Here is a 20,193-nt window from a genome sequence, read left to right as displayed (position 1 = left end):
TGTGTATTTGGGGCGCTAAGCGCCCCCTTTTTTAGGCCTTTGGCGCAACGCCATACTGTTTAAACCATGCCAGCATACGTTGCCAGCCGTCCTGGGCGGACTCGGCGTGATAGCTGGCGCGATAGTCAGCATTGAAGGCGTGACCGGCATCGGGATAGACAATAATTTCCGCATTCGCATTGGCCGCCCGCAGTGCCTGACGCATGGTTTCCACGCTCTCCTGCGGGATGCTGTCATCTTTACCACCGTACAGCCCTAATACCGGGGCATTCAGATCGACGGCGATATCGACCGGCTGCTTCTGCTGCTTCATGGTTTTATCACCGACCAGCTTGCCGTACCAGGCGACGGCAGCCTTCAGCTGCGGATTGTGCGCCGCATAGAGCCAGGTAATGCGCCCGCCCCAGCAGAAACCGGTAATCGCCATATTGCGCATATCGCCGTCGTGACGCGATGCCCAGTTAGCCACATGATCCAGGTCGGCCAGCACCTGATTGTCCGGCACTTTACTCACCAGCTCTGAGAACAGGGTTGGGATATCGTCATATTCGCTCGGGTCGCCCTGGCGGAAGTAGAGCTCAGGAGCGACAGCCAGATATCCCTCCGCCGCCAGGCGGCGACAGATATCGCGGATGTGTTCGTGAACGCCGAAGATCTCCTGGACGACTAACACCACCGGCAGCGGGCCTGTGGCATTACGCGGTTTGGCGTGAAACGCCGGCATATTCTCCCCCTGAGAGGGAATCGAGGTTTCCCCGGAGATAATCCCGGCGCTGTCGGTAATAATTGTGGTGGCAGCCGTCGGCAGGACTGCGGGCGCAAAGCCTTTCTCGCTCAGTTCTTGAGTCATGTTATCTTCGTTTTTCATGGTTCTCTCCGTGCAGGCGCGAATGCAATCAGCTAACTATAGCCAGGAATGCGATGGGGTCAGAGCTTGAGTGAGGGTATCTCTTTATCACCTGATAAAGCTGAACCACAGGGCAAGTTGTGTCAAAGTGGCATGAGCAAATAATGAAATGTGATGCTGGTCACTATTTTCAGTGTAAGGCGTGTAACTTTCATTTTAATCAGCGACATTAATCACACTAAAAGGCGCCGTTATTCCTTACAGTAGCGCTTAATTTACTATCCCCGCTTTCCGCGACAGGAGTTTGAAATGGCACATTCTGACGTTTTCCATCTTGGCCTCACTAAAGCCGATCTCCAGGGCGCGACGCTGGCCATCGTGCCTGGCGACCCGGAGCGCGTAAAGAAAATTGCTGCCCTGATGGACAATCCTGTCCACCTGGCTTCACACCGTGAATTTACCACCTGGCGCGCCGAGCTTTCCGGTAAGCCGGTGATCGTCTGTTCGACCGGTATCGGCGGTCCTTCGACGTCTATTGCCGTGGAGGAGCTGGCGCAGCTCGGCGTTCGCACCTTCCTGCGCGTGGGTACCACCGGTGCTATTCAGCCGGACATCAACGTTGGCGATGTGCTGGTGACGACCGGTTCCGTACGTCTCGACGGTGCCAGCCTGCACTTTGCGCCGCTGGAGTTCCCGGCGGTAGCGGATTTCACCTGCACCACCGCGCTGGTCGATGCGGCGAAAGAGGCCGGCGCGCGCACCCACATCGGCATCACTGCTTCATCTGATACTTTCTATCCGGGCCAGGAACGTTACGACACCTGGTCAGGCCGGGTGGTGAGCCGCTTCCAGGGGTCGATGAAAGAGTGGCAGGAGATGGGCGTGCTGAACTATGAAATGGAGTCCGCTACCCTGTTGACTATGTGTGCCAGCCAGGGACTTCGCGCCGGAATGGTCGCTGGGGTAATTGTTAACCGTACCCAGCAGGAGATCCCGGATGCGGAAACCATGAAAAAAACCGAAAGTGACGCGGTGAAAATCGTGGTTGAGGCTGCACGCCGCCTGATCTAAATTTCTCACTTTGCGGGCAGCGTCTGAAAGCTGCCCGCATACCGCAACCGCCCCCTCATTTATCTGCGTACCCTCTCCAAAATTTCTCCTAAGCCCGTGAGCAAGTTGCTTTTTATCTGGACATTTATACAGTGCGCCTCTATTTTTCCCCTGTCAGGGTTTCAGCAGGAGAAGCAGGGTGGATCCAACAATCGTTTATAGCGCAGGTATCGGTCTGGTCGGGCTACTGGCAGGGTGGCTGTTCGCCTCTTATCGCAGCCAGCAGCAGCTGGCGAAGGGCGAGACGGAGCGGCAGCTGCTGTTACAGGCGTCTGAGCAGGCGCAGGCTGAACGTCAGCGCTTACAGCAGCAGCTTGAGGCCCAGTTACTTGTCCATAAGCAGAGCGAGCAGGAGCTGCGCCAGCTGCACGCTGCGCATGCCGCAGCCGGTGAAAAGCTACAGCACCTCGATCACTGGCGCGCAGAGAGCGACCAGCTCACGCGTGAATTGCGCACTCAGCTGGAGATCAACAGCGCCCAGGAGGCGGAGCTGCGTGAAGTTACCATCCGCCTGGAAGAGACGCGCATGGCGGCTGAAGAGAAGCAGCGCCTGCTGGTCAACAGCGAGCAGCGCCTTAATGCGCAGTTTGAAAACCTGGCAAACCGAATTTTTGAAAACAGCGGCCGTCGCGTCGATGAACAGAACCGCCAGAGCCTGAATGGGCTGATTACGCCGCTGCGCGAACAGCTGGAGGGCTTCCGCCGTCAGGTGCAGGAAGGTTTCGGTCAGGAAGCGCGCGAACGCCATACGCTTTCTCACGAAATTCGTAACCTGCAGCAGCTCAATGCCCAGATGGCGCAGGAAGCGATTAACCTCACCAAAGCGCTGAAGGGCGATAACAAAACCCAGGGCAACTGGGGGGAAGTGGTACTCAGCCGGGTGCTGGAGGCTTCCGGCCTGCGCGAAGGTCATGAGTATGAGACTCAGGTAAATATACAGCTGGAACAGAGTGGCCGCATGCAGCCGGATGTCATTGTGCACTTGCCGCAGGGCAAAGACGTAGTGATCGACGCCAAGATGACGCTGGTGGCCTATGAACGCTACTACAATGGTGAAGATGAAGCCGGGCGTGAAGCGGCGATTAGCGAGCACATCGCCGCCATCCGCAGCCACCTGCGGGGCCTTAGCCGAAAAGATTACCAACAATTGCCCGGTTTACGCTCGCTGGATTATGTGTTGATGTTTATCCCGGTGGAGCCGGCCTTTCTGCTGGCTATCGACCGTCAACCAGAGCTGATCAATGAGGCGCTAAACCTCAATATCATGCTGGTCAGCCCGACCACGCTGCTGGTGGCGCTGCGCACGATCAACAACTTATGGCGCTATGAGCATCAGAGCCGTCATGCCCAGCGCATTGCCGACCGGGCCGCCAGGCTCTATGACAAAATGCGCTTATTCGTTGACGATATGAGTGCGATCGGCCAGAACCTGGATAAAGCTCAGGAGAGCTACCGTCAGGCGATGAAAAAACTGTCGGAAGGGCGCGGCAACCTGATTGCGCAGACGGAAGGCTTCCGCCAGATGGGCGTTGAGATAAAACGCCCGATAAATCCTCGTCTGGTCGAGCAGGCGCTGCCCGCGGAAGAGGGGGAGGAAGATGACGCTGCCGGGGAAGCAGAAAGTGAAGAATTTTCTCCTGCCGCAATGCCACACCGCATCAATGAATAAGCGTGTGGCAAGTGCCTGGTCAGCGTGACTCTGGTACACTTGGCAAATATTTGATTGTAGAGCAGGCAAAACAAATGGCAGATGAATCAAAGGACACCACCCACTTCGGCTATCGCACGGTAGCGAAAAACGAAAAGGCCGAGATGGTGGCTGATGTTTTCCATTCCGTTGCGGCCAAATATGATCTGATGAATGACCTGATGTCTATGGGCATCCACCGCATCTGGAAGCGTTTTACCATCGACTGCAGCGGCGTGCGCCGTGGGCAGCGCGTACTTGATTTAGCAGGCGGCACCGGCGATCTCACGGCAAAATTCTCACGTCTGGTCGGTGAGACCGGTGAAGTGGTGCTGGCCGATATCAACAGCTCAATGTTGAAAGTGGGCCGTGAAAAGCTGCGCAACAAAGGCGTCATCGGCAACGTAAATTACGTTCAGGCCAATGCCGAAGCACTGCCGTTCCCGGATAACTACTTCGACTGCATTACTATCGCTTTTGGTCTGCGTAACGTGACCGAAAAAGAGAAAGCGCTGGCCTCGATGTTCCGGGTGCTGAAGCCGGGCGGGCGTCTGCTGGTGCTGGAGTTCTCCAAGCCGCAGTTCGAACTGCTGAACAAAGCCTATGACGCTTACTCTTTCCACATCCTGCCGCGTATTGGCGAGCTGGTGGCGAAAGATGCAGGTAGCTACCGCTACCTGGCAGAATCCATCCGAATGCATCCCGATCAGGAAACCCTGAAGCAGATGATGATGGACGTTGGCTTTGAAAACACCACGTATCACAATCTGACGGGCGGCATTGTTGCCTTGCACCGCGGATTTAAGTTTTAAGCAGGAAAACGCATGACATTAACGCCGCTGTTAACTGCCAGTCTGGAGAGCGCGCTTAACCAGATTTTATACCGCGATCGCGGCCTGAAGGCGGCGCGTCAACGTCTTAACGGGCGTAGCCTTGCTATCGTTCTTGCGGAACTGCAACAGCCCGTCACCTTCGTCTTCAGTGAAAACCAGGTGGATGTGATAGGTGCGTGGGGTGACACGCCAGACTGTACGGTGAAAACCCGTCTGGCAACCTTGCCCAAACTGCGCGACCGCCAGCAGCTGACGGCCCTGATCCGCAGCGGCGAGCTGGAGGTGGAAGGTGACCTGCAGCTGGTGCAGCAGTTCTCTGCACTGCTGGACCTCGCAGAACTCGACCCGGCGGAATATCTTGCCCCGTGGATTGGCGACATAGCTGCGGAAGGGCTGACAAAGTTTGCCCGCCGTGGTTTCAACGCGCTGCGCCGTGATGTCGAGCGTAAGCAGAGTTATCTGGGCCAGACGCTGACGGAAGAGTGGCGGCTGGCACCGGGTAAGCTCGAGCTCGCCTGGTTCAGTGAAGAAGTGGATGCCTTAACCCGATCGTTGGATGCCCTTGATGCCCGAATTAATCAGCTGGAGGTCAAATGACCTTCGGTGAACTGCGTCGTCTCTACCTGATTATCCGCGTTTTTCTCAGCTACGGTCTGGATGAACTGATCCCCAAAACCCGCCTGACTTTACCCATTCGCCTGTGGCGCAAATGCCTGTTCTGGATGCCAAATCGCCACAAAACTCAGCCGCTGGGCGAGCGTTTGCGTCTTGCGCTGGAGCAGCTCGGGCCGGTGTGGATCAAGTTTGGTCAGATGATGTCGACCCGCCGCGATCTGTTCCCGCCACACATTGCTGACCAGTTGGCAATGTTGCAGGACCGCGTGGCGCCGTTTGATGGTGCCAAAGCGTTGAAGCTGATTGAGCATTCACTCGGTGCGCCAATTGAGAGCCAGTTCGACGACTTCGAGATCGTCCCGCTGGCTTCTGCCTCGATTGCTCAGGTTCACACGGCGACGCTGAAAGAAAACGGTCGCGAGGTGGTAATCAAAGTGATCCGCCCTGACATTCTTCCGGTCATTAAAGCGGATATGCGCTTGATCTACCGCCTGGCCCGCTGGGTGCCGCGCCTGCTGCCTGATGGCCGCCGTTTGCGCCCGCAGGAAGTGGTCGCCGACTATGAAAAAACGCTGCTGGATGAACTGAATCTGCTGCGCGAAGCCGCGAACGCCATTCAGCTGCGGCGTAACTTTGACAACAGCAGAATGCTGTATGTCCCAGAAATCTATTCCGATTACTGCAGTGAAAATATGCTGGTTATGGAGCGTATTTATGGCATCCCGATCTCTGATGTGGTGACGCTGGAGCAGCACGGTGTCAACATGAAGCTGCTGGCCGAGCGCGGCGTGCAGGTGTTCTTTACCCAGGTGTTCCGCGACAGCTTCTTCCATGCGGATATGCACCCGGGCAATATTTTCGTCAGCTATGAACACCCTGAAGATCCGCAATATATCGGCATTGACTGCGGTATCGTCGGCTCGCTGAACAAAGAAGATAAGCGCTACCTGGCGGAAAACTTTATCGCCTTCTTCAACCGCGATTATCGCAAAGTGGCTGAACTGCACGTCGATTCAGGCTGGGTGCCGCCGGATACCAATGTTGAAGACTTCGAGTTCGCCATTCGTACCGTGTGTGAGCCGATCTTCGAGAAGCCGCTGGCAGAGATCTCTTTCGGCCACGTGCTGCTTAACCTGTTTAACACTGCGCGACGTTTCAATATGGAAGTGCAGCCGCAGCTGGTACTGTTACAGAAGACGCTGCTGTATGTTGAAGGCGTCGGCCGCCAGCTTTATCCGCAGTTGGATCTCTGGAAGACAGCCAAGCCGTTCCTTGAAGACTGGATTAAAGACCAGATCGGCATTCCTGCTATCGTGCGTGCACTGAAAGAGAAAGCGCCGTTCTGGGCAGAGAAGATGCCGGAGCTGCCGGAGCTGTTTTATGACAGCCTGCGGCAGCATAAGCAGCTGCGTCACAGTGTTGACCGCCTGGCAAGCGATCTCAAAGGGGAGCGGACCAGGCAGCATCAGTCACGCTATCTGTTTGGCGTGGGCGCCACGCTCCTGCTGAGCGGAACGGCTATTCTGCTGACGCGCCCTGAGTGGGATATGTTCTCCGCCGCCCTGATGGCTGCAGGTGCTGTCGCCTGGCTGATAGGTTGGCGCAGAACAAACTGATTGTCATGAAAGGTAAATAGGCAGTTTATTGTGCGTGGGTGGGGTTTGCGCATCGTCAGCACGACATAAGCTGTTATATACTCGAAATTCGCATCAATTATTGATATCAGAGGTAATAATGGGTGGCATTACACTTCCACATTTGTTGATCATCGCCGTACTGGTTGTCCTGCTGTTCGGTACTAAGAAACTGCGTTCGCTGGGTTCTGACCTCGGTTCATCAATCAAGGGCTTTAAAAAAGCTATGAGCGATGAAGACGACAAGGAAAAGGATAAAGCGCATGCTGATGATGCTGACTTCAACGCCAAACTGGCGGACAAACAGCATACTGAAGCAAAAAAAGAAGACGTTAAGAACGACAGGGTATAAACCGTGTTCGACATAGGCTTTAGTGAGCTGGTACTGGTATTCGTTATTGGCCTGGTGGTTCTGGGTCCGCAGCGTCTACCCGTAGCGGTTAGAACAGTGATGGGCTGGATCCGCGCACTGCGTTCGCTGGCGACCAGCGTGCAGAATGAACTGGCGCAAGAGCTGAAAATTCAGGAGCTGCAGGACGGCCTGAAGAAAATCGAACAGGCGAGCAAAGACAGCCTCTCCCCTGAGCTTAAAGCCTCGGTGGAGGAGCTGAAGCAAACGGCTGACTCGATGAAACGCTCTTACCTTGGTGATAATGAAAAAGCTGACGATGAAGCGCACACCATTCATAACCCGCTGGTAAAAAACCCGCAGGAATCCCATGAAGGCGTGACGCCAGCCGAAGCGGACCATCAGGCCAGCGCGCCGGCACAGGCACCGGTCACCGTGACCCAGACCGCCGCGACGCCGCAGCCTGAAGTCAACCCTGAGCCGGCTGTACCCGCTGAACCGAGAGCCCCCGTGAATTCCACTCAAGCGAGCGATAACGTAAAACATGGCAGTTGAAGATACCCAACCGCTTATCAGTCATCTGATCGAGCTACGTAAGCGCCTGCTGAACTGCATCATTGCTGTTCTGGCAATATTTCTGTGCCTGGCTTACTTCTCCAATGATATCTACCAGCTGGTTTCCGCACCGCTGATTAAGCAGATGCCTGCGGGCGCCAGCATGATCGCCACCGATGTCGCCTCGCCATTCTTTACGCCGATTAAGCTGACAATTATTGTCTCGCTGTTCCTGTCGGTACCGGTGATCCTCTATCAGGTCTGGGCATTCGTTGCGCCTGCGCTGTATCGCCACGAGCGCAAGCTGGTTATGCCGCTGCTGTTTTCCAGTTCATTCCTATTCTACCTGGGGATGGCTTTCGCCTACTTTATTGTCTTCCCGCTGGCGTTTGGCTTCTTCGCCAAAACCGCGCCTCAGGGCGTACAGATTGCCACCGACATCAATAACTATCTCGACTTCGTGATGACGTTATTTATGGCGTTTGGTGTGTCGTTTGAAGTGCCGATTGCTATCGTGCTGCTGTGCTGGACCGGTGTGACCACGCCAGAAGATCTGCGCGCTAAGCGCCCTTATGTGCTGGTTGGTGCGTTCGTCGTTGGGATGTTGCTGACGCCGCCGGATATCTTCTCCCAGACGCTGTTAGCCATCCCGATGTACTGCCTGTTTGAAGTCGGGGTTTTCTGCGCACGCTTCTATGTGGGTAAAAATCGTCGCGATGGAGATGAAGAAGAGCAGGACGCCGAATCGGAGTAATTGCCGCGAACGGCTGCCTCTGGCAGAACATATTGAGTTTACTAACCGCCCGTCAGGGCGGTTACTGTTTGGAAGAGACTATGTTTGATATTGGTGTGAACCTGACCAGCACGCAGTTTGCTAAAGATCGCGCTCTGGTGGTGAAACGTGCGCGCGAAGCGGGCGTTGAAGGCATGTTGATTACCGGGACCAGCGCGCTGGAGAGCCAGCAGGCCTGCAGTCTGGCGCAGCAGCACCCGGACTATTGCTGGTCCACTGCCGGCGTGCATCCACATCACGCCAGCGAGTGGTCGGCGGAAACCGCGTCAACCTTACGCCGCCTGGCAGAGAATCCACAGGTCGTCGCCATTGGCGAATGTGGCCTGGACTTCAACCGCAACTTCTCTGACCCGCAACAGCAGGCTTACGCGTTTAACGCGCAGCTGGAGCTGGCGGCTGAGCTGGCGCTGCCGGTTTTCCTGCACTGCCGGGAAGCGCACCAACGTTTTATTGAGATCCTTGAACCCTGGCTGACAAAACTTCCGGCGGCGGTGCTGCACTGTTTTACCGGCACGCGTGAAGAACTGGAATCCTGCCTGTCGCTGGGATTGTCGATTGGCATTACTGGCTGGGTATGTGATGAGCGGCGCGGGCAGGAACTGCGTGAGCTGATGCCATTGATCCCGGCAGAGCGCCTGCTGCTGGAAACCGATGCACCGTGGCTACTGCCGCGTGACATGCGCCCGCGCCCGGCGACGCGCCGAAATGAGCCCTGCTTCCTGCCGCATATCGTTCAGCAGGTGGCGCTGCTACGGGGTGAGGATGCACACACCCTGGCGCAGCAAACGGCGCTGAATGCGCGCACGTTGTTCCGGCTTTAAGGGGTGAAGTCTGTCGCTGAGAAGAGTGACGCTCTTGCGGATGAATTACAGCTTTTGAAACTGGCGATTGCCAACGCTGCGAACCACCTGCTTATTAAGCAGGTTAAGCAACAGCATCGACCGGGCTTCACCATCGGGCTCGGTAAAGATTGCTTTCAATCCTTCAAATGCCCCTTCGGTTATGATCACGGTATCACCGGGCTGCGGCAGGTCGTGATCGATAACAATTTCTACCGGGTCATTTTGCAGCGCGGTGATCACATCCAGCGGCACGGTGGCGGGCTGGTTTCCAAAGCGGACAAAATGGCTCACGCCACGCGTTGCGCTAATGGTGGTGGTGTGGATGGATTCCGGATCAAACTCAATAAAAAGATAGTTGGGAAATAGCGGCTCGCTGACCTGAGTACGTTTTCCGCGCACGGTTTTCTCTAAAGCAATCATTGGGCTAAGGCAATGCACGGCCTGACGCTCAAGATGTTCTTTCGCGCGCAGCAGCTGACCTCGTTTGCAATAAAGTAAATACCAGGATTCCATAACGTCACTTTCCAATTATCTGGCCGATAAGGATAGCAAAATCGCTCACATAGATATAGCGGGATTGGCAGTAACCGCGGGTTTTCACGCGCGTTCTTATTAACGAAACACATAACCCTATGGCTTTAAATTAGCAATAATTAGCCGCGCCGTTTGCCAATATACGCGCTATTTGAATTTGACGTCATCTGGCAAGTTGTATCAGTATCCAGCTCTGTCTATTGGCAACGTTGAACAGGCGAAAGTGGAACTGTTCCTGCTGCGTAATGACAAAATGGCGCATGGTGAGCCGCAGGTGCCGTTCCACTGCGGCTAAACTTCATAACAAAACTAACGACGAGCGCAGGATCGGCACTATAATGACCGACTCACTGACCGTACTGATGGAAAGTCATGAAATACCACGACTTACGCGACTTCCTTTCTCTGCTTGAACAGCGTGGGGAATTAAAACGCATCAAACACGAGATCGATCCCGATCTGGAAATGACCGAAATTGCCGACCGCACGCTGCGTGCCGGCGGCCCGGCGCTGCTGTTCGAAAACCCCAAAGGTTACGACATGCCGGTGCTGTGCAATCTGTTTGGTACCCCGGATCGCGTGGCGATGGGCATGGGCCAGGAAGATGTTAAGGCGCTGCGTGAAGTTGGCCGCCTCTTGGCCTTTCTGAAGGAGCCGGAGCCGCCGCGCGGTTTTCGCGACTTCTTCGACAAAATGCCGCAGTGGAAACAGGTGCTTAACATGCCGACCAAACGGCTGCGTAATGCGCCGTGCCAGGAGCAAATCTTCGAAGGGGATGAGGTGGACCTGAACCGCATCCCGGTGATGAAATGCTGGCCGGATGATGCGGCCCCGCTGGTCACCTGGGGGCTGACGGTCACCCGTGGGCCACTTAAAGAGCGGCAGAATCTCGGTATTTATCGCCAGCAGGTGATTGGCAAAAACAAACTGATTATGCGCTGGCTGTCACACCGTGGCGGCGCGCTGGACTTCCAGGAGTGGTGCCAGCAGCATCCGGGCGAACGCTTCCCGGTTTCGGTAGCATTAGGCGCTGACCCGGCCACTATTCTGGCGGCCGTCACACCGGTGCCGGATACCCTGTCGGAATATGCTTTTGCTGGCCTGCTGCGCGGGACCAAAACCGAAGTGGTGAAATGCGTTTCTAACGATCTTGAAGTTCCCGCCAGTGCTGAAATTGTGCTGGAAGGCTACATCGAGCCGGGCGAAATGGCGCCGGAAGGACCCTACGGTGACCACACGGGTTACTATAATGAAGTAGACAGCTTCCCGGTGTTCACCATCACGCATATCACGCAGCGCCGCGATGCTATCTATCATTCGACCTATACCGGGCGTCCGCCGGATGAACCTGCGGTGCTGGGCGTGGCGTTGAATGAAGTGTTTGTGCCGATCCTGCAAAAGCAGTTCCCGGAAATTGTGGATTTCTATCTGCCGCCAGAGGGCTGCTCTTATCGCCTGGCCGTGGTGACGATCAAGAAACAGTATGCCGGGCATGCCAAACGCGTCATGATGGGCGTCTGGTCTTTCCTGCGGCAGTTTATGTACACAAAATTTGTTATCGTTTGCGATGACGACGTTAATGCGCGTGACTGGAACGATGTGATCTGGGCCATCACTACGCGCATGGATCCGGCTCGTGATACGGTACTGATCGAGAATACGCCGATCGACTATCTCGATTTTGCCTCACCGGTTTCCGGCCTGGGGTCAAAAATGGGGATGGATGCGACTAATAAATGGCCTGGCGAAACGCAGCGCGAGTGGGGCACGCCAATCCGTAAGGACCCGGCGGTGACTGCTCGCATTGATGCGATTTGGGATGAGTTAGGCATCTTGAGTGATACACCAGCGCGCTGAAGCGCTGGCGGTCAAATGATAATGACGACCCGACAGAGGGAACGCATGACAACCTTAAGCTGTAAAGTGACCTCAGTAGAGGCGATTACCGATACCGTGTACCGCGTACGACTGATCCCGGAGGCGGATTTCAACTTCCGCGCCGGTCAGTACCTGATGGTCGTGATGGACGAGCGTGATAAGCGTCCGTTCTCACTGGCTTCTACGCCGATGGAAAAAGATATTATCGAACTGCATATCGGTGCTTCCGAGCTGAATCTGTATGCGATGGCAGTCATGGAGCGCATTCAGCAACAGCGTCAGATCACCGTAGATATTCCTCACGGTGACGCGTGGCTGCGCGAGGAGGGCGATCGCCCCCTGGTGCTGATTGCAGGCGGTACCGGTTTCTCCTATGCGCGTTCTATTCTGCTGACCGCACTGTCGCAGCAGCCGGATCGCCATATCGCCATTTACTGGGGTGGGCGCGAGCTGAAGCACCTGTATGATTTGGATGAACTGAACGCGCTGGCAGTTAAGCACCCGAATCTGCAGGTGATACCGGTTGTTGAGCAGCCGGAAGAGGGCTTCACCGGCCGTAACGGCACCGTGCTGACTGCCGTAATGCAGGATTATACCAGCCTTGCCGGGCACGATATCTATATTGCCGGTCGTTTTGAAATGGCGAAAATTGCCCGTGAGCGTTTCTGTGCCGAGCGTGGCGCACTGGAAGCGCACATGTTTGGCGATGCCTTTGCCTTTATCTGATGGTTCAGGGGGCAGCAATGCTGCCCCCGCAGGATAAAAAAACCGCCCTGACGGGCGGTAAATTAGCAATAAAACTGCCAGATCAACGTATCACAGACGCTCGAAAACCGTCGCGATCCCCTGGCCCAGGCCAATACACATTGACGCTAAACCAAACTGTGCATCGCGGCGCTCCATCAGATTAAGCAAGGTAGTACTGATACGTGCTCCCGAGCAGCCCAGTGGATGCCCTAACGCAATGGCACCGCCGTTCAGATTGACCTTCTCATCCAGTTGCCCCATCAGCCCCAGATCTTTAATGCACGGCAGTACCTGCGCAGCAAAAGCCTCGTTCAGCTCAAAAATATCGATATCTGCAGCGCTCAGCCCGGCGCGTTTCAGCGCCAGCTGCGAGGCCGGAACCGGGCCGTAACCCATAATCGACGGATCGCAGCCCACGACTGCCATCGAGAGAATACGTGCGCGCGGCTTCAGGCCCAGCTCCAGCGCACGGGATTCGCTCATAATCAGCATCGCGGCTGCACCGTCGGAAAGTGCCGAACTGGTACCTGCCGTCACGCTGCCGTTAACCGGATCAAATGCCGGGCGCAGTGCGGCCAGGCTTTCAACGGTGGTTTCAGGGCGGATTACCTCATCAAAGTCATAGCGTTTGAGGACGCCGTCGGCGTCGTGCCCGGAGACCGGGGCGATCTCATTGGCGAAATGCCCTGCCTGGGTAGCGGCAGCTGCACGCTGATGCGAACGGGCAGCAAACTGATCCTGCATTTCACGGCTGATACCGTGCAGGCGTGCCAGCATTTCTGCGGTCAGTCCCATCATGCCTGCGGCTTTTGCTACGCTGCGGCCCAGGCCAGGGTGGAAATCCACGCCGTGATTCATCGGCACATGGCCCATGTGCTCCACGCCGCCGATCAGACAGGCGCGGGCGTCACCGACCATAATCATGCGCGCCGCATCGTGCAGCGCCTGCATGGATGAACCACACAGGCGGTTAACGGTGGTGGCAGGAACGCTGTGAGGGATTTCCGCCAGCAGCGCGGCATTGCGGGCAATATTGAACCCCTGCTCCAGCGTCTGCTGCACGCAGCCCCAGTAAATATCATCCAGCGAGGCGGCTTCCAGCGCCGGGTTACGGCTCAACAGGCTACGCATCAGATGGGCGGAGAGATCCTCAGCGCGCACGTGGCGGAAGGCTCCCCCTTTCGAACGGCCCATCGGCGTGCGGAGGGCATCAACGATGACTACTTTTTCCATTTTGCTTTCCTCACGCAGTTTTCAGAGTGGCGTCAGCCAGGGGGGTTGCCTGTGGATACCAGCTGGCACGTTGCGCTGCCTTGTCACGCAGTGCCTCCGGCACCTGATACAGCGCACCCAGTTCGGCAAAAGGTTCGGCACCCGCGACAAAAGTATCGCTGCCCAGGGTATCCAGATAGCGGAATGCTCCGCCGTGGAACGGAGGAAAACCGAGGCCATACACCAGCGCCATATCGGCTTCCGCCGGGCTGGCAATGACGCCCTCTTCAAGGCAGCGCACCACTTCATTAATCATCGGGATCATCATGCGGGCGATAATTTCCTCATCGCTGAACACCCGTTTCGGCTGGCAGACGCTCTGCAGCAGACGATCGGTTTCGCTATCGCCGACCTTTTTCGCTTTGCCTTTGCTGTCGGTTTCCCAGCGCCAGAAGCCCTGCTGATTTTTTTGTCCATAGCGTTTAGCGTCGAACAGCACATCAATGGCATCGCGGTAATCTTTCTTCATACGCTGAGGGAAGCCATCGGCCATCACGCTTTGGGCATGGTGCGCAGTATCAATACCGACCACATCGAGCAGCCATGACGGGCCCATTGGCCAGCCAAACTGTTTTTCCATCACCCTGTCGATTTGGCGAAAATCGGCACCGTCGCGCAGCAGCAGGCTGAAGCCGGCAAAGTAGGGGAACAGCACGCGATTGACGAAGAAGCCTGGGCAGTCATTCACCACAATCGGCGTTTTGCCCATTTTGCTGGCCCAGGCAACCACTTTGGCGATGGTTGCATCAGCAGTTTTATTACCGCGGATCACTTCAACCAGCGGCATACGCGGTACCGGGTTAAAGAAGTGCATGCCGCAGAAGTTTTCCGGGCGGGTTAAGGATTCCGCTAACTGGCTGATGGGAATAGTTGAGGTGTTCGATGCCAGAATCGTATCCGGGCGAATATGACTTTCCGTCTCCGCCAGCACGGCGGCTTTGATCCTGGGATTTTCCACTACCGCTTCCACCACCACATCGACGCGGTCAAAACCGGCATAATGTAGCGTTGGCTGAATGGTGCTGATGACGCTGGCCAGCTTCATGCCGTCGATTTTGCCGCGCGCCAGCTGTTTGTTCAGCAGCTTGGCAGCCTCGCCCATGCCCAGCGCCAGCGATTTCTCGCTGATATCTTTCATCACCACCGGCACGCCTTTCCAGGCCGACTGATAAGCAATACCGCCGCCCATAATCCCGGCGCCCAGCACGGCTGCCTGTTTGGGTGTTTCCACATCGCGCGTCAGTTTTTTCGCTTTGGCTTTCACTGCCTGATCGTTAAGGAAGATGCCAACCAGCGCCCGCGCTTCATTAGAACGCGCCAGCGGTACAAAAGCGGCGGTTTCCAGCTGTAATGCTGCATCACGGCCCATCCCGGCGGCGGCTTCAATGGTTTTGACCGCGGTAATTGGCGCCGGATAGTGTTTCCCGGCGGTCTGCATCACCAGCGCTTTAGCCGTGCTGAAGCTCATTGCCGCTTCGATTTTGCTCAGCTTCAGCGGCTCCAGCTTCGGCTGGCGGCGTTCACGCCAGGCCTGTTTACCCGCAACCGCCTCTTTTAATACGCTTAGCGCTGCGCCGTGTAGTTTTTCTGCTGCGACCACGGCGTCCACCAGGCCCAGCTTCAGCGCCTGAGCAGCATCGATATCTTTACCGGCAGCGATAATTTCCAGCGCGCTATCCGCCCCTAACAGGCGTGGCAGGCGTACCGAACCACCGAAGCCCGGCATAATACCCAGTTTGGTTTCTGGCAGACCGATGCGCGTGTCCGGCGTGGCGATGCGGAAGTCTGTTGCCAGCACGCATTCGCAGCCGCCGCCGAGCGCATAGCCGCTGATGGCGGAAACTGTCGGAACCGGCAGGTCCTCCAGACGGTTAAAGATACCGTTGGCAAAGGCCAGCCACTGCGTCAGTTTTTCGGCCGGTGCCGCAAACAGAGAAAGAAATTCTGTAATATCGGCACCGACGATAAAGGCCGATTTGCGTGAGCTGAGTAGCAGCCCGCGCAGCTGCGGCTGCTGTTCCAGCACGGTAAGCGCGTCGCCCAGGCTGGCGACGGTTTGGGTATCCAGCTTATTGACCGAGCCGGGGGCATCAAATACCAGTTCGGCTATGCCGTCTTCCAGCCAGTCGAGGGAAAGGGTTTCGCCTTGGTAGAGCATGTCTGTCTCCTGAGCCGCGATTAAGGGATCTGGTCATACCAGATGATCGTGAGTGTGGAAGTGATGTTAATTATTTGCAAACGATACGTTGTCGATTTGCAAACAAGATCACAGCTGCGCCAAAACGGCATACCCCAGCGGGCTGTGATAAGATGCGGGCACTATCGCCACAACGGAGACAGGGGTATGGAGTCGCTAGTTACGCTCTATCAGGAGCATGTGAAAACACTGCAACAGCGCGCGCAGCAGGTTCTGGCGCGTCACAATCTTGATGCAATGCTGATTCATTCTGGGGAATTACTGACGGTATTTCTCGACGATCACACCTATCCATTCAAGGTCAATCCGCAGTTTAAAGCCTGGGTGCCGGTTACTCAGGTGCCGAACTGCTGGCTGTGGATTGATGGGGTGAATAAACCCAAGCTGTGGTTTTACTCTCCTGTCGACTACTGGCATAACGTCGAACCCCTGCCAAACAGCTTCTGGACGGGTGCGGTGGAGGTTATCGGCCTAAAGAATGCCGATGATATCGGCCAGCAGCTGCCAGCGCAGCGCCAGAACGTGGCCTATATTGGCCCGGTCGCCGAGCGCGCGCGCCAGTTGGGCTTCAACAGCGATTCGATTAACCCTAAAGGGGTGATCGACTTCCTGCACTATCATCGCGCCTATAAAACCGGTTATGAGCTGTACTGCATGCGCCAGGCGCAGAAAATTGCGGTTACCGGCCATCGTGCGGCAAAAGAAGCCTTCAAATCGGGGATGAGTGAGTTTGATATTAATGTCGCTTACCTCAGTGCGACCGGCCACCGCGATACCGACGTGCCGTATGGCAATATCATTGCGCTGAACGAGCATGCGGCGGTGCTGCACTACACTAAACTCGATCAGCATGTGCCTGAGCAGCTGCGCAGCTTCCTGATTGACGCCGGAGCCGAGTATAACGGTTATGCCGCCGATCTGACGCGCAGCTACGCGGCGAATAGCGGTAGCGAATATGCCCAGCTGGTGAAAGAGATGAATGCCGAAGAGCTGGCGCTGATCGGCACCATGAAAGCTGGCGTGCGCTACAGCGAGTATCATGAGCAGATGCATTTTCGTATCGCCAGCCTGCTGATTAAGCATCAGTTGGTCAACGGCATCAGTGCGGAAGCGATGGTGAAGGACGATCTTACCGGGCCATTTATGCCGCACGGTATTGGTCATCCACTTGGCCTGCAGGTGCATGATGTCGCCGGCTTTATGCAGGACGATCGCGGCACGCATCTGGCCGCTCCGCAGCAGTATCCCTATCTGCGCTGCACGCGTATGGTGGAGCCGGGCATGGTGCTGACTATCGAGCCGGGCATTTACTTTATTGAGTCACTGCTTGCACCATGGCGCGCCGGGAAGTTCAGTAAACATTTTGACTGGGCGAAAATCGATGCGCTGAAGCCTTACGGCGGTATCCGCATTGAGGATAACGTGGTGATCCATGCACACAGCGTGGAAAACATGACGCGCGACCTGAACCTGGCCTGATGGACGCTTACGACATCCCGGCGGAGCTGTTCAGCTACAGCGAAGAGATCAAGAAAAGCCGCTTTATTACGCTGTTAGCACATACTGACGGCGTGGAAGCGGCCCGGGCTTTTGTTCAGCAGGTTAAACAGCAGCACCCAACGGCCCGGCATCACTGCTGGGCCTTTGTCGCCGGGGCACCGGATGACTCGCAGCAGTTGGGTTTTTCTGATGACGGTGAGCCTTCGGGTACCGCAGGCAAACCGATGCTGGCGCAGCTGATGGGTAATAATATCGGCGAAGTCACGGCCGTTGTGGTGCGCTACTATGGCGGCATTATGCTGGGCACCGGGGGGTTGGTAAAAGCCTACGGCGGTGGCGTACAGCAGGCATTACGCTTGCTACCACGTACGATTAAAGTGCCGATGCTCAGTTTTCAACTTATCTGTGATTATGCGCAACTGAGCGATATTGAACGCATGGTGAGCCGGTTTGACGGGCAGCTGCTACACAGTGAGTTTTTACACAATATCATCCTGACGCTGGCGCTGCCTCATGCGCAGGTTGCAGGTTTCAGGCAGAATTTATCCGACTTTAGCCGGGGCGCACTGCAGCTAGCCCCGCTCAAATAACTCTTAACGTCAGGAAAGGAACGGCAGAATGCATTTTCGTGCCATAACCCGCATAGTGGGTTTGCTGGTCATCTTATTCTCAGGGACGATGATCGTGCCCGGACTGGTGGCACTGATCTACCGCGACGGGGCGGGGCGTGCATTCACGCAGACGTTCTTTATGGCGTTGATGATCGGAACACTGCTGTGGTGGCCGAACCGTAAGCAGAAAAGCGAGCTTAAGCCACGCGAAGGCTTCCTTATCGTAGTACTGTTCTGGACCGTGCTGGGCAGCGTAGGGGCAATGCCCTTTATCTTCGCCGAGCAGCCGAACCTCTCGTTAACCGACGCCTTCTTTGAATCTTTCTCCGGTCTGACAACCACGGGTGCGACGACGCTGGTGGGGCTGGATTCCTTGCCGAAAGCGATTCTCTTCTATCGCCAGATGCTGCAGTGGCTGGGGGGGATGGGGATCATCGTACTGGCCGTTGCCATTCTGCCGATCCTCGGCGTCGGCGGCATGCAGCTTTATCGTGCGGAAATGCCAGGCCCGCTGAAAGACAACAAAATGCGGCCACGCATTGCGGAAACGGCTAAAACGCTGTGGCTAATCTATGTACTGCTGACCGTGGCCTGCGCGCTGGCGTTATGGCTGGCGGGGATGCCGTTGTTTGATGCCATCGGTCATAGTTTTGCCACTATCGCGATTGGCGGCTTTTCCACCCATGATGCCAGCATCGGCTTTTTTAATAGTCCGACGATTAACACCATCATCGCTATCTTCCTGCTGATCTCCGGCTGTAACTATGGTCTGCACTTCTCATTATTAAGTGGACGTAGCCTGCGAGCATACTGGCGCGACCCGGAGTTTCGCATGTTTATTGGCGTGCAGATCACGCTGGTGGCTATATGTACCGTGGTGCTCTACTTCCATAATGTTTACCAGACCGGGCTACAAACGCTGAATCAGGCATTCTTCCAGGTGGTCTCTATGGCCACCACCGCCGGCTTTACCACTGACAGTATTGCTCGCTGGCCACTATTCTTGCCGGTGCTATTGCTGTGCTCAGCGTTTATTGGGGGCTGTGCCGGCTCAACCGGCGGCGGCCTGAAGGTGATCCGCATTCTGCTGCTGTTCAAGCAGGGCTCGCGTGAGCTGAAAAGGCTGGTGCACCCGAATGCGGTATACACCATCAAGCTCGGCAACCGTGCGCTGCCGGAACGTATTCTGGAAGCGGTGTGGGGGTTCTTCTCCGCCTACGCGCTGGTGTTTATTCTCAGCATGCTGGCGATCATTGCCACCGGCGTTGACGACTTCTCGGCGTTTGCTGCGGTCGCTGCGACGCTCAATAACCTTGGCCCCGGTCTGGGTGTGGTCGCGGACAACTTTACTTCCATGAACGACACCGCGAAGTGGATCCTGATTTTAACGATGCTGTTCGGGCGTCTTGAAGTCTTTACCTTGTTAGTCCTGTTTACGCCGACCTTCTGGCGCGAATAATTGAGAGTGTAATCATGAAAGCGTTAATCCTGTTTTCCAGCCGCGATGGCCAGACCCGTGAAATTGCCTTCTATATAGCTAACCAGATAAAGGGAGAGCGCGAGTGTGACGTGTTCAATATCCAGCTGGTTGATGAGATTGACTGGGCGCAGTATGACCGCGTGCTGATCGGCGCCTCTATCCGCTATGGACACTTCCAGCCGGTGGTAGCGAAGTTTGTGAAAACACACCTTAGAGAGCTGCAGCAGCGTTCAAGTGGCTTCTTCTCAGTAAATCTCACTGCGCGTAAACCAGAAAAGCGTACTCCGCAGACCAATGCATATACCCGTAAGTTTTTACTACAGTCGCCATGGGAGCCAGATTGCTGCGCAGTTTTCGCAGGTGCGCTGCGCTATCCACGCTATGGCTTCTTTGATCGCATCATGATCCAGCTGATTATGCGTATGACAAACGGCGAAACCGATGCGAGTAAGGAAGTGGAGTATACCGACTGGCAACAGGTGACACGATTTGCCCATGAATTCGCTGCTTTACCGAGCAAATTGTCGTAAAAAAGCACGCTTCGCTGAAAAATGACGCGCTCAGTCATTTATTTGCAATAAACGCTTGTCACGCGTCAGGATCTCCCTATAATGCGCAACCACTGAGACGGCACAACGGCTTACAGGCCAGCGACTCAGGAGGTTCAGGAAGTATCTGAACCGCCGGAAAAACTTCTCAAAAAGAAGTT

The 20,193-nt window shown here is 55.8% G+C and carries 19 protein-coding genes; 15 read left to right on the top strand and 4 right to left on the bottom strand.

Annotated features, from left to right (window positions below; translation table 11 throughout):
- Window positions 1-31: 31 nt before the first annotated feature.
- On the bottom strand, window positions 32-868 hold the full coding sequence (locus QLG07_RS12480; protein ID WP_282469317.1) for a dienelactone hydrolase family protein: 837 nt from the start codon (window positions 866-868) through the stop codon (window positions 32-34).
- 288 nt (window positions 869-1,156) lie between these two features.
- Here QLG07_RS12480 and udp point away from each other — a divergent pair, with 288 nt between their 5' ends.
- From udp to tatD, 9 genes are all read left to right on the top strand, one after another.
- Window positions 1,157-1,918, top strand: a complete 762-nt coding sequence (gene udp, locus QLG07_RS12475; RefSeq protein WP_048914385.1) for a uridine phosphorylase — start codon at window positions 1,157-1,159, stop codon at window positions 1,916-1,918.
- A 178-nt stretch (window positions 1,919-2,096) separates the two neighbouring features.
- Complete coding sequence (gene rmuC / locus QLG07_RS12470; RefSeq protein WP_282469316.1) at window positions 2,097-3,626, top strand: DNA recombination protein RmuC; 1,530 nt, start codon at window positions 2,097-2,099, stop codon at window positions 3,624-3,626.
- Window positions 3,627-3,700: 74 nt separating this feature from the next.
- Complete coding sequence (gene ubiE / locus QLG07_RS12465; RefSeq protein WP_048914387.1) at window positions 3,701-4,456, top strand: bifunctional demethylmenaquinone methyltransferase/2-methoxy-6-polyprenyl-1,4-benzoquinol methylase UbiE; 756 nt, start codon at window positions 3,701-3,703, stop codon at window positions 4,454-4,456.
- Between the two features lie 12 nt (window positions 4,457-4,468).
- A complete protein-coding gene (locus QLG07_RS12460; RefSeq protein WP_099753787.1) occupies window positions 4,469-5,074 on the top strand; it encodes an SCP2 domain-containing protein in 606 nt (201 codons plus the stop codon).
- A complete protein-coding gene (ubiB, locus tag QLG07_RS12455; RefSeq protein ID WP_048914389.1) occupies window positions 5,071-6,708 on the top strand; it encodes a ubiquinone biosynthesis regulatory protein kinase UbiB in 1,638 nt (545 codons plus the stop codon). The genes QLG07_RS12460 and ubiB overlap by 4 nt, the downstream gene beginning before the upstream one ends.
- Before the next feature lie 118 nt (window positions 6,709-6,826).
- Window positions 6,827-7,078 carry a twin-arginine translocase TatA/TatE family subunit gene (gene tatA / locus QLG07_RS12450; protein WP_048914390.1) on the top strand — a complete coding sequence of 84 codons (252 nt, stop codon included), beginning with the start codon at window positions 6,827-6,829 and terminating at the stop codon, window positions 7,076-7,078.
- A 3-nt stretch (window positions 7,079-7,081) separates the two neighbouring features.
- A complete protein-coding gene (tatB, locus tag QLG07_RS12445) occupies window positions 7,082-7,630 on the top strand; it encodes a Sec-independent protein translocase protein TatB (RefSeq protein ID WP_048914391.1) in 549 nt (182 codons plus the stop codon).
- Complete coding sequence (tatC, locus tag QLG07_RS12440) at window positions 7,620-8,384, top strand: Sec-independent protein translocase subunit TatC (protein WP_048914392.1); 765 nt, start codon at window positions 7,620-7,622, stop codon at window positions 8,382-8,384. The genes tatB and tatC overlap by 11 nt, the downstream gene beginning before the upstream one ends.
- A gap of 80 nt (window positions 8,385-8,464) precedes the next feature.
- Complete coding sequence (gene tatD / locus QLG07_RS12435) at window positions 8,465-9,244, top strand: 3'-5' ssDNA/RNA exonuclease TatD (protein WP_133622240.1); 780 nt, start codon at window positions 8,465-8,467, stop codon at window positions 9,242-9,244.
- 45 nt (window positions 9,245-9,289) lie between these two features.
- Here the strand turns inward: tatD and rfaH are convergent, their stop codons facing one another.
- Window positions 9,290-9,778 (bottom strand): transcription/translation regulatory transformer protein RfaH, encoded by a 489-nt coding sequence (rfaH, locus tag QLG07_RS12430; protein ID WP_048914394.1) that lies wholly within the window; start codon window positions 9,776-9,778, stop codon window positions 9,290-9,292.
- A 393-nt stretch (window positions 9,779-10,171) separates the two neighbouring features.
- Between rfaH and ubiD the strand changes: the two genes are divergently transcribed.
- Window positions 10,172-11,656, top strand: a complete 1,485-nt coding sequence (ubiD, locus tag QLG07_RS12425; protein ID WP_099753785.1) for a 4-hydroxy-3-polyprenylbenzoate decarboxylase — start codon at window positions 10,172-10,174, stop codon at window positions 11,654-11,656.
- 45 nt (window positions 11,657-11,701) lie between these two features.
- Window positions 11,702-12,403, top strand: coding sequence for an NAD(P)H-flavin reductase (gene fre, locus QLG07_RS12420; protein ID WP_048914396.1), 702 nt, complete (start codon window positions 11,702-11,704; stop codon window positions 12,401-12,403).
- A 90-nt stretch (window positions 12,404-12,493) separates the two neighbouring features.
- Here fre and fadA read toward each other — a convergent pair whose 3' ends face one another.
- Window positions 12,494-13,657, bottom strand: coding sequence for an acetyl-CoA C-acyltransferase FadA (fadA, locus tag QLG07_RS12415; RefSeq protein WP_133622239.1), 1,164 nt, complete (start codon window positions 13,655-13,657; stop codon window positions 12,494-12,496).
- 10 nt (window positions 13,658-13,667) lie between these two features.
- Window positions 13,668-15,854 (bottom strand): fatty acid oxidation complex subunit alpha FadB, encoded by a 2,187-nt coding sequence (gene fadB, locus QLG07_RS12410; RefSeq protein ID WP_282469315.1) that lies wholly within the window; start codon window positions 15,852-15,854, stop codon window positions 13,668-13,670.
- 186 nt (window positions 15,855-16,040) lie between these two features.
- Here fadB and pepQ point away from each other — a divergent pair, with 186 nt between their 5' ends.
- From pepQ to hemG, 4 genes are read left to right on the top strand one after another with little or no spacing between them, the layout of a single operon-like run.
- Window positions 16,041-17,372, top strand: coding sequence for a Xaa-Pro dipeptidase (gene pepQ / locus QLG07_RS12405; RefSeq protein WP_187497589.1), 1,332 nt, complete (start codon window positions 16,041-16,043; stop codon window positions 17,370-17,372).
- Complete coding sequence (locus QLG07_RS12400; protein WP_282469314.1) at window positions 17,372-17,983, top strand: IMPACT family protein; 612 nt, start codon at window positions 17,372-17,374, stop codon at window positions 17,981-17,983. The genes pepQ and QLG07_RS12400 overlap by 1 nt, the downstream gene beginning before the upstream one ends.
- Window positions 17,984-18,011: 28 nt before the next feature.
- On the top strand, window positions 18,012-19,463 hold the full coding sequence (gene trkH, locus QLG07_RS12395; protein WP_048914401.1) for a Trk system potassium transporter TrkH: 1,452 nt from the start codon (window positions 18,012-18,014) through the stop codon (window positions 19,461-19,463).
- 14 nt (window positions 19,464-19,477) lie between these two features.
- Window positions 19,478-20,014 carry a menaquinone-dependent protoporphyrinogen IX dehydrogenase gene (gene hemG, locus QLG07_RS12390; RefSeq protein ID WP_048914402.1) on the top strand — a complete coding sequence of 179 codons (537 nt, stop codon included), beginning with the start codon at window positions 19,478-19,480 and terminating at the stop codon, window positions 20,012-20,014.
- The last annotated feature ends 179 nt before the right edge of the window (window positions 20,015-20,193 follow it).

The organism is Erwinia sp. V90_4 (assembly GCF_029967685.1).
Classification (GTDB): Bacteria; Pseudomonadota; Gammaproteobacteria; order Enterobacterales; family Enterobacteriaceae; genus Erwinia; species Erwinia aphidicola.
This window is presented reverse-complemented; position numbering and strand designations above follow the sequence as displayed.

Bases quoted from the DNA above. Each gene is read 5' to 3' on its own strand.
- QLG07_RS12480 (WP_282469317.1), bottom strand. From the start codon at position 868: ATGAAAAACGAAGATAACATGACTCAAGAACTGAGCGAGAAAGGCTTT.
- udp (WP_048914385.1), top strand. From the start codon at position 1,157: ATGGCACATTCTGACGTTTTCCATCTTGGCCTCACTAAAGCCGATCTC.
- ubiE (WP_048914387.1), top strand. From the start codon at position 3,701: ATGGCAGATGAATCAAAGGACACCACCCACTTCGGCTATCGCACGGTA.
- QLG07_RS12460 (WP_099753787.1), top strand. From the start codon at position 4,469: ATGACATTAACGCCGCTGTTAACTGCCAGTCTGGAGAGCGCGCTTAAC.
- ubiB (WP_048914389.1), top strand. From the start codon at position 5,071: ATGACCTTCGGTGAACTGCGTCGTCTCTACCTGATTATCCGCGTTTTT.
- tatA (WP_048914390.1), top strand. From the start codon at position 6,827: ATGGGTGGCATTACACTTCCACATTTGTTGATCATCGCCGTACTGGTT.
- tatC (WP_048914392.1), top strand. From the start codon at position 7,620: ATGGCAGTTGAAGATACCCAACCGCTTATCAGTCATCTGATCGAGCTA.
- tatD (WP_133622240.1), top strand. From the start codon at position 8,465: ATGTTTGATATTGGTGTGAACCTGACCAGCACGCAGTTTGCTAAAGAT.
- rfaH (WP_048914394.1), bottom strand. From the start codon at position 9,778: ATGGAATCCTGGTATTTACTTTATTGCAAACGAGGTCAGCTGCTGCGC.
- ubiD (WP_099753785.1), top strand. From the start codon at position 10,172: ATGAAATACCACGACTTACGCGACTTCCTTTCTCTGCTTGAACAGCGT.
- fre (WP_048914396.1), top strand. From the start codon at position 11,702: ATGACAACCTTAAGCTGTAAAGTGACCTCAGTAGAGGCGATTACCGAT.
- fadA (WP_133622239.1), bottom strand. From the start codon at position 13,657: ATGGAAAAAGTAGTCATCGTTGATGCCCTCCGCACGCCGATGGGCCGT.
- fadB (WP_282469315.1), bottom strand. From the start codon at position 15,854: ATGCTCTACCAAGGCGAAACCCTTTCCCTCGACTGGCTGGAAGACGGC.
- pepQ (WP_187497589.1), top strand. From the start codon at position 16,041: ATGGAGTCGCTAGTTACGCTCTATCAGGAGCATGTGAAAACACTGCAA.
- QLG07_RS12400 (WP_282469314.1), top strand. From the start codon at position 17,372: ATGGACGCTTACGACATCCCGGCGGAGCTGTTCAGCTACAGCGAAGAG.
- trkH (WP_048914401.1), top strand. From the start codon at position 18,012: ATGCATTTTCGTGCCATAACCCGCATAGTGGGTTTGCTGGTCATCTTA.
- hemG (WP_048914402.1), top strand. From the start codon at position 19,478: ATGAAAGCGTTAATCCTGTTTTCCAGCCGCGATGGCCAGACCCGTGAA.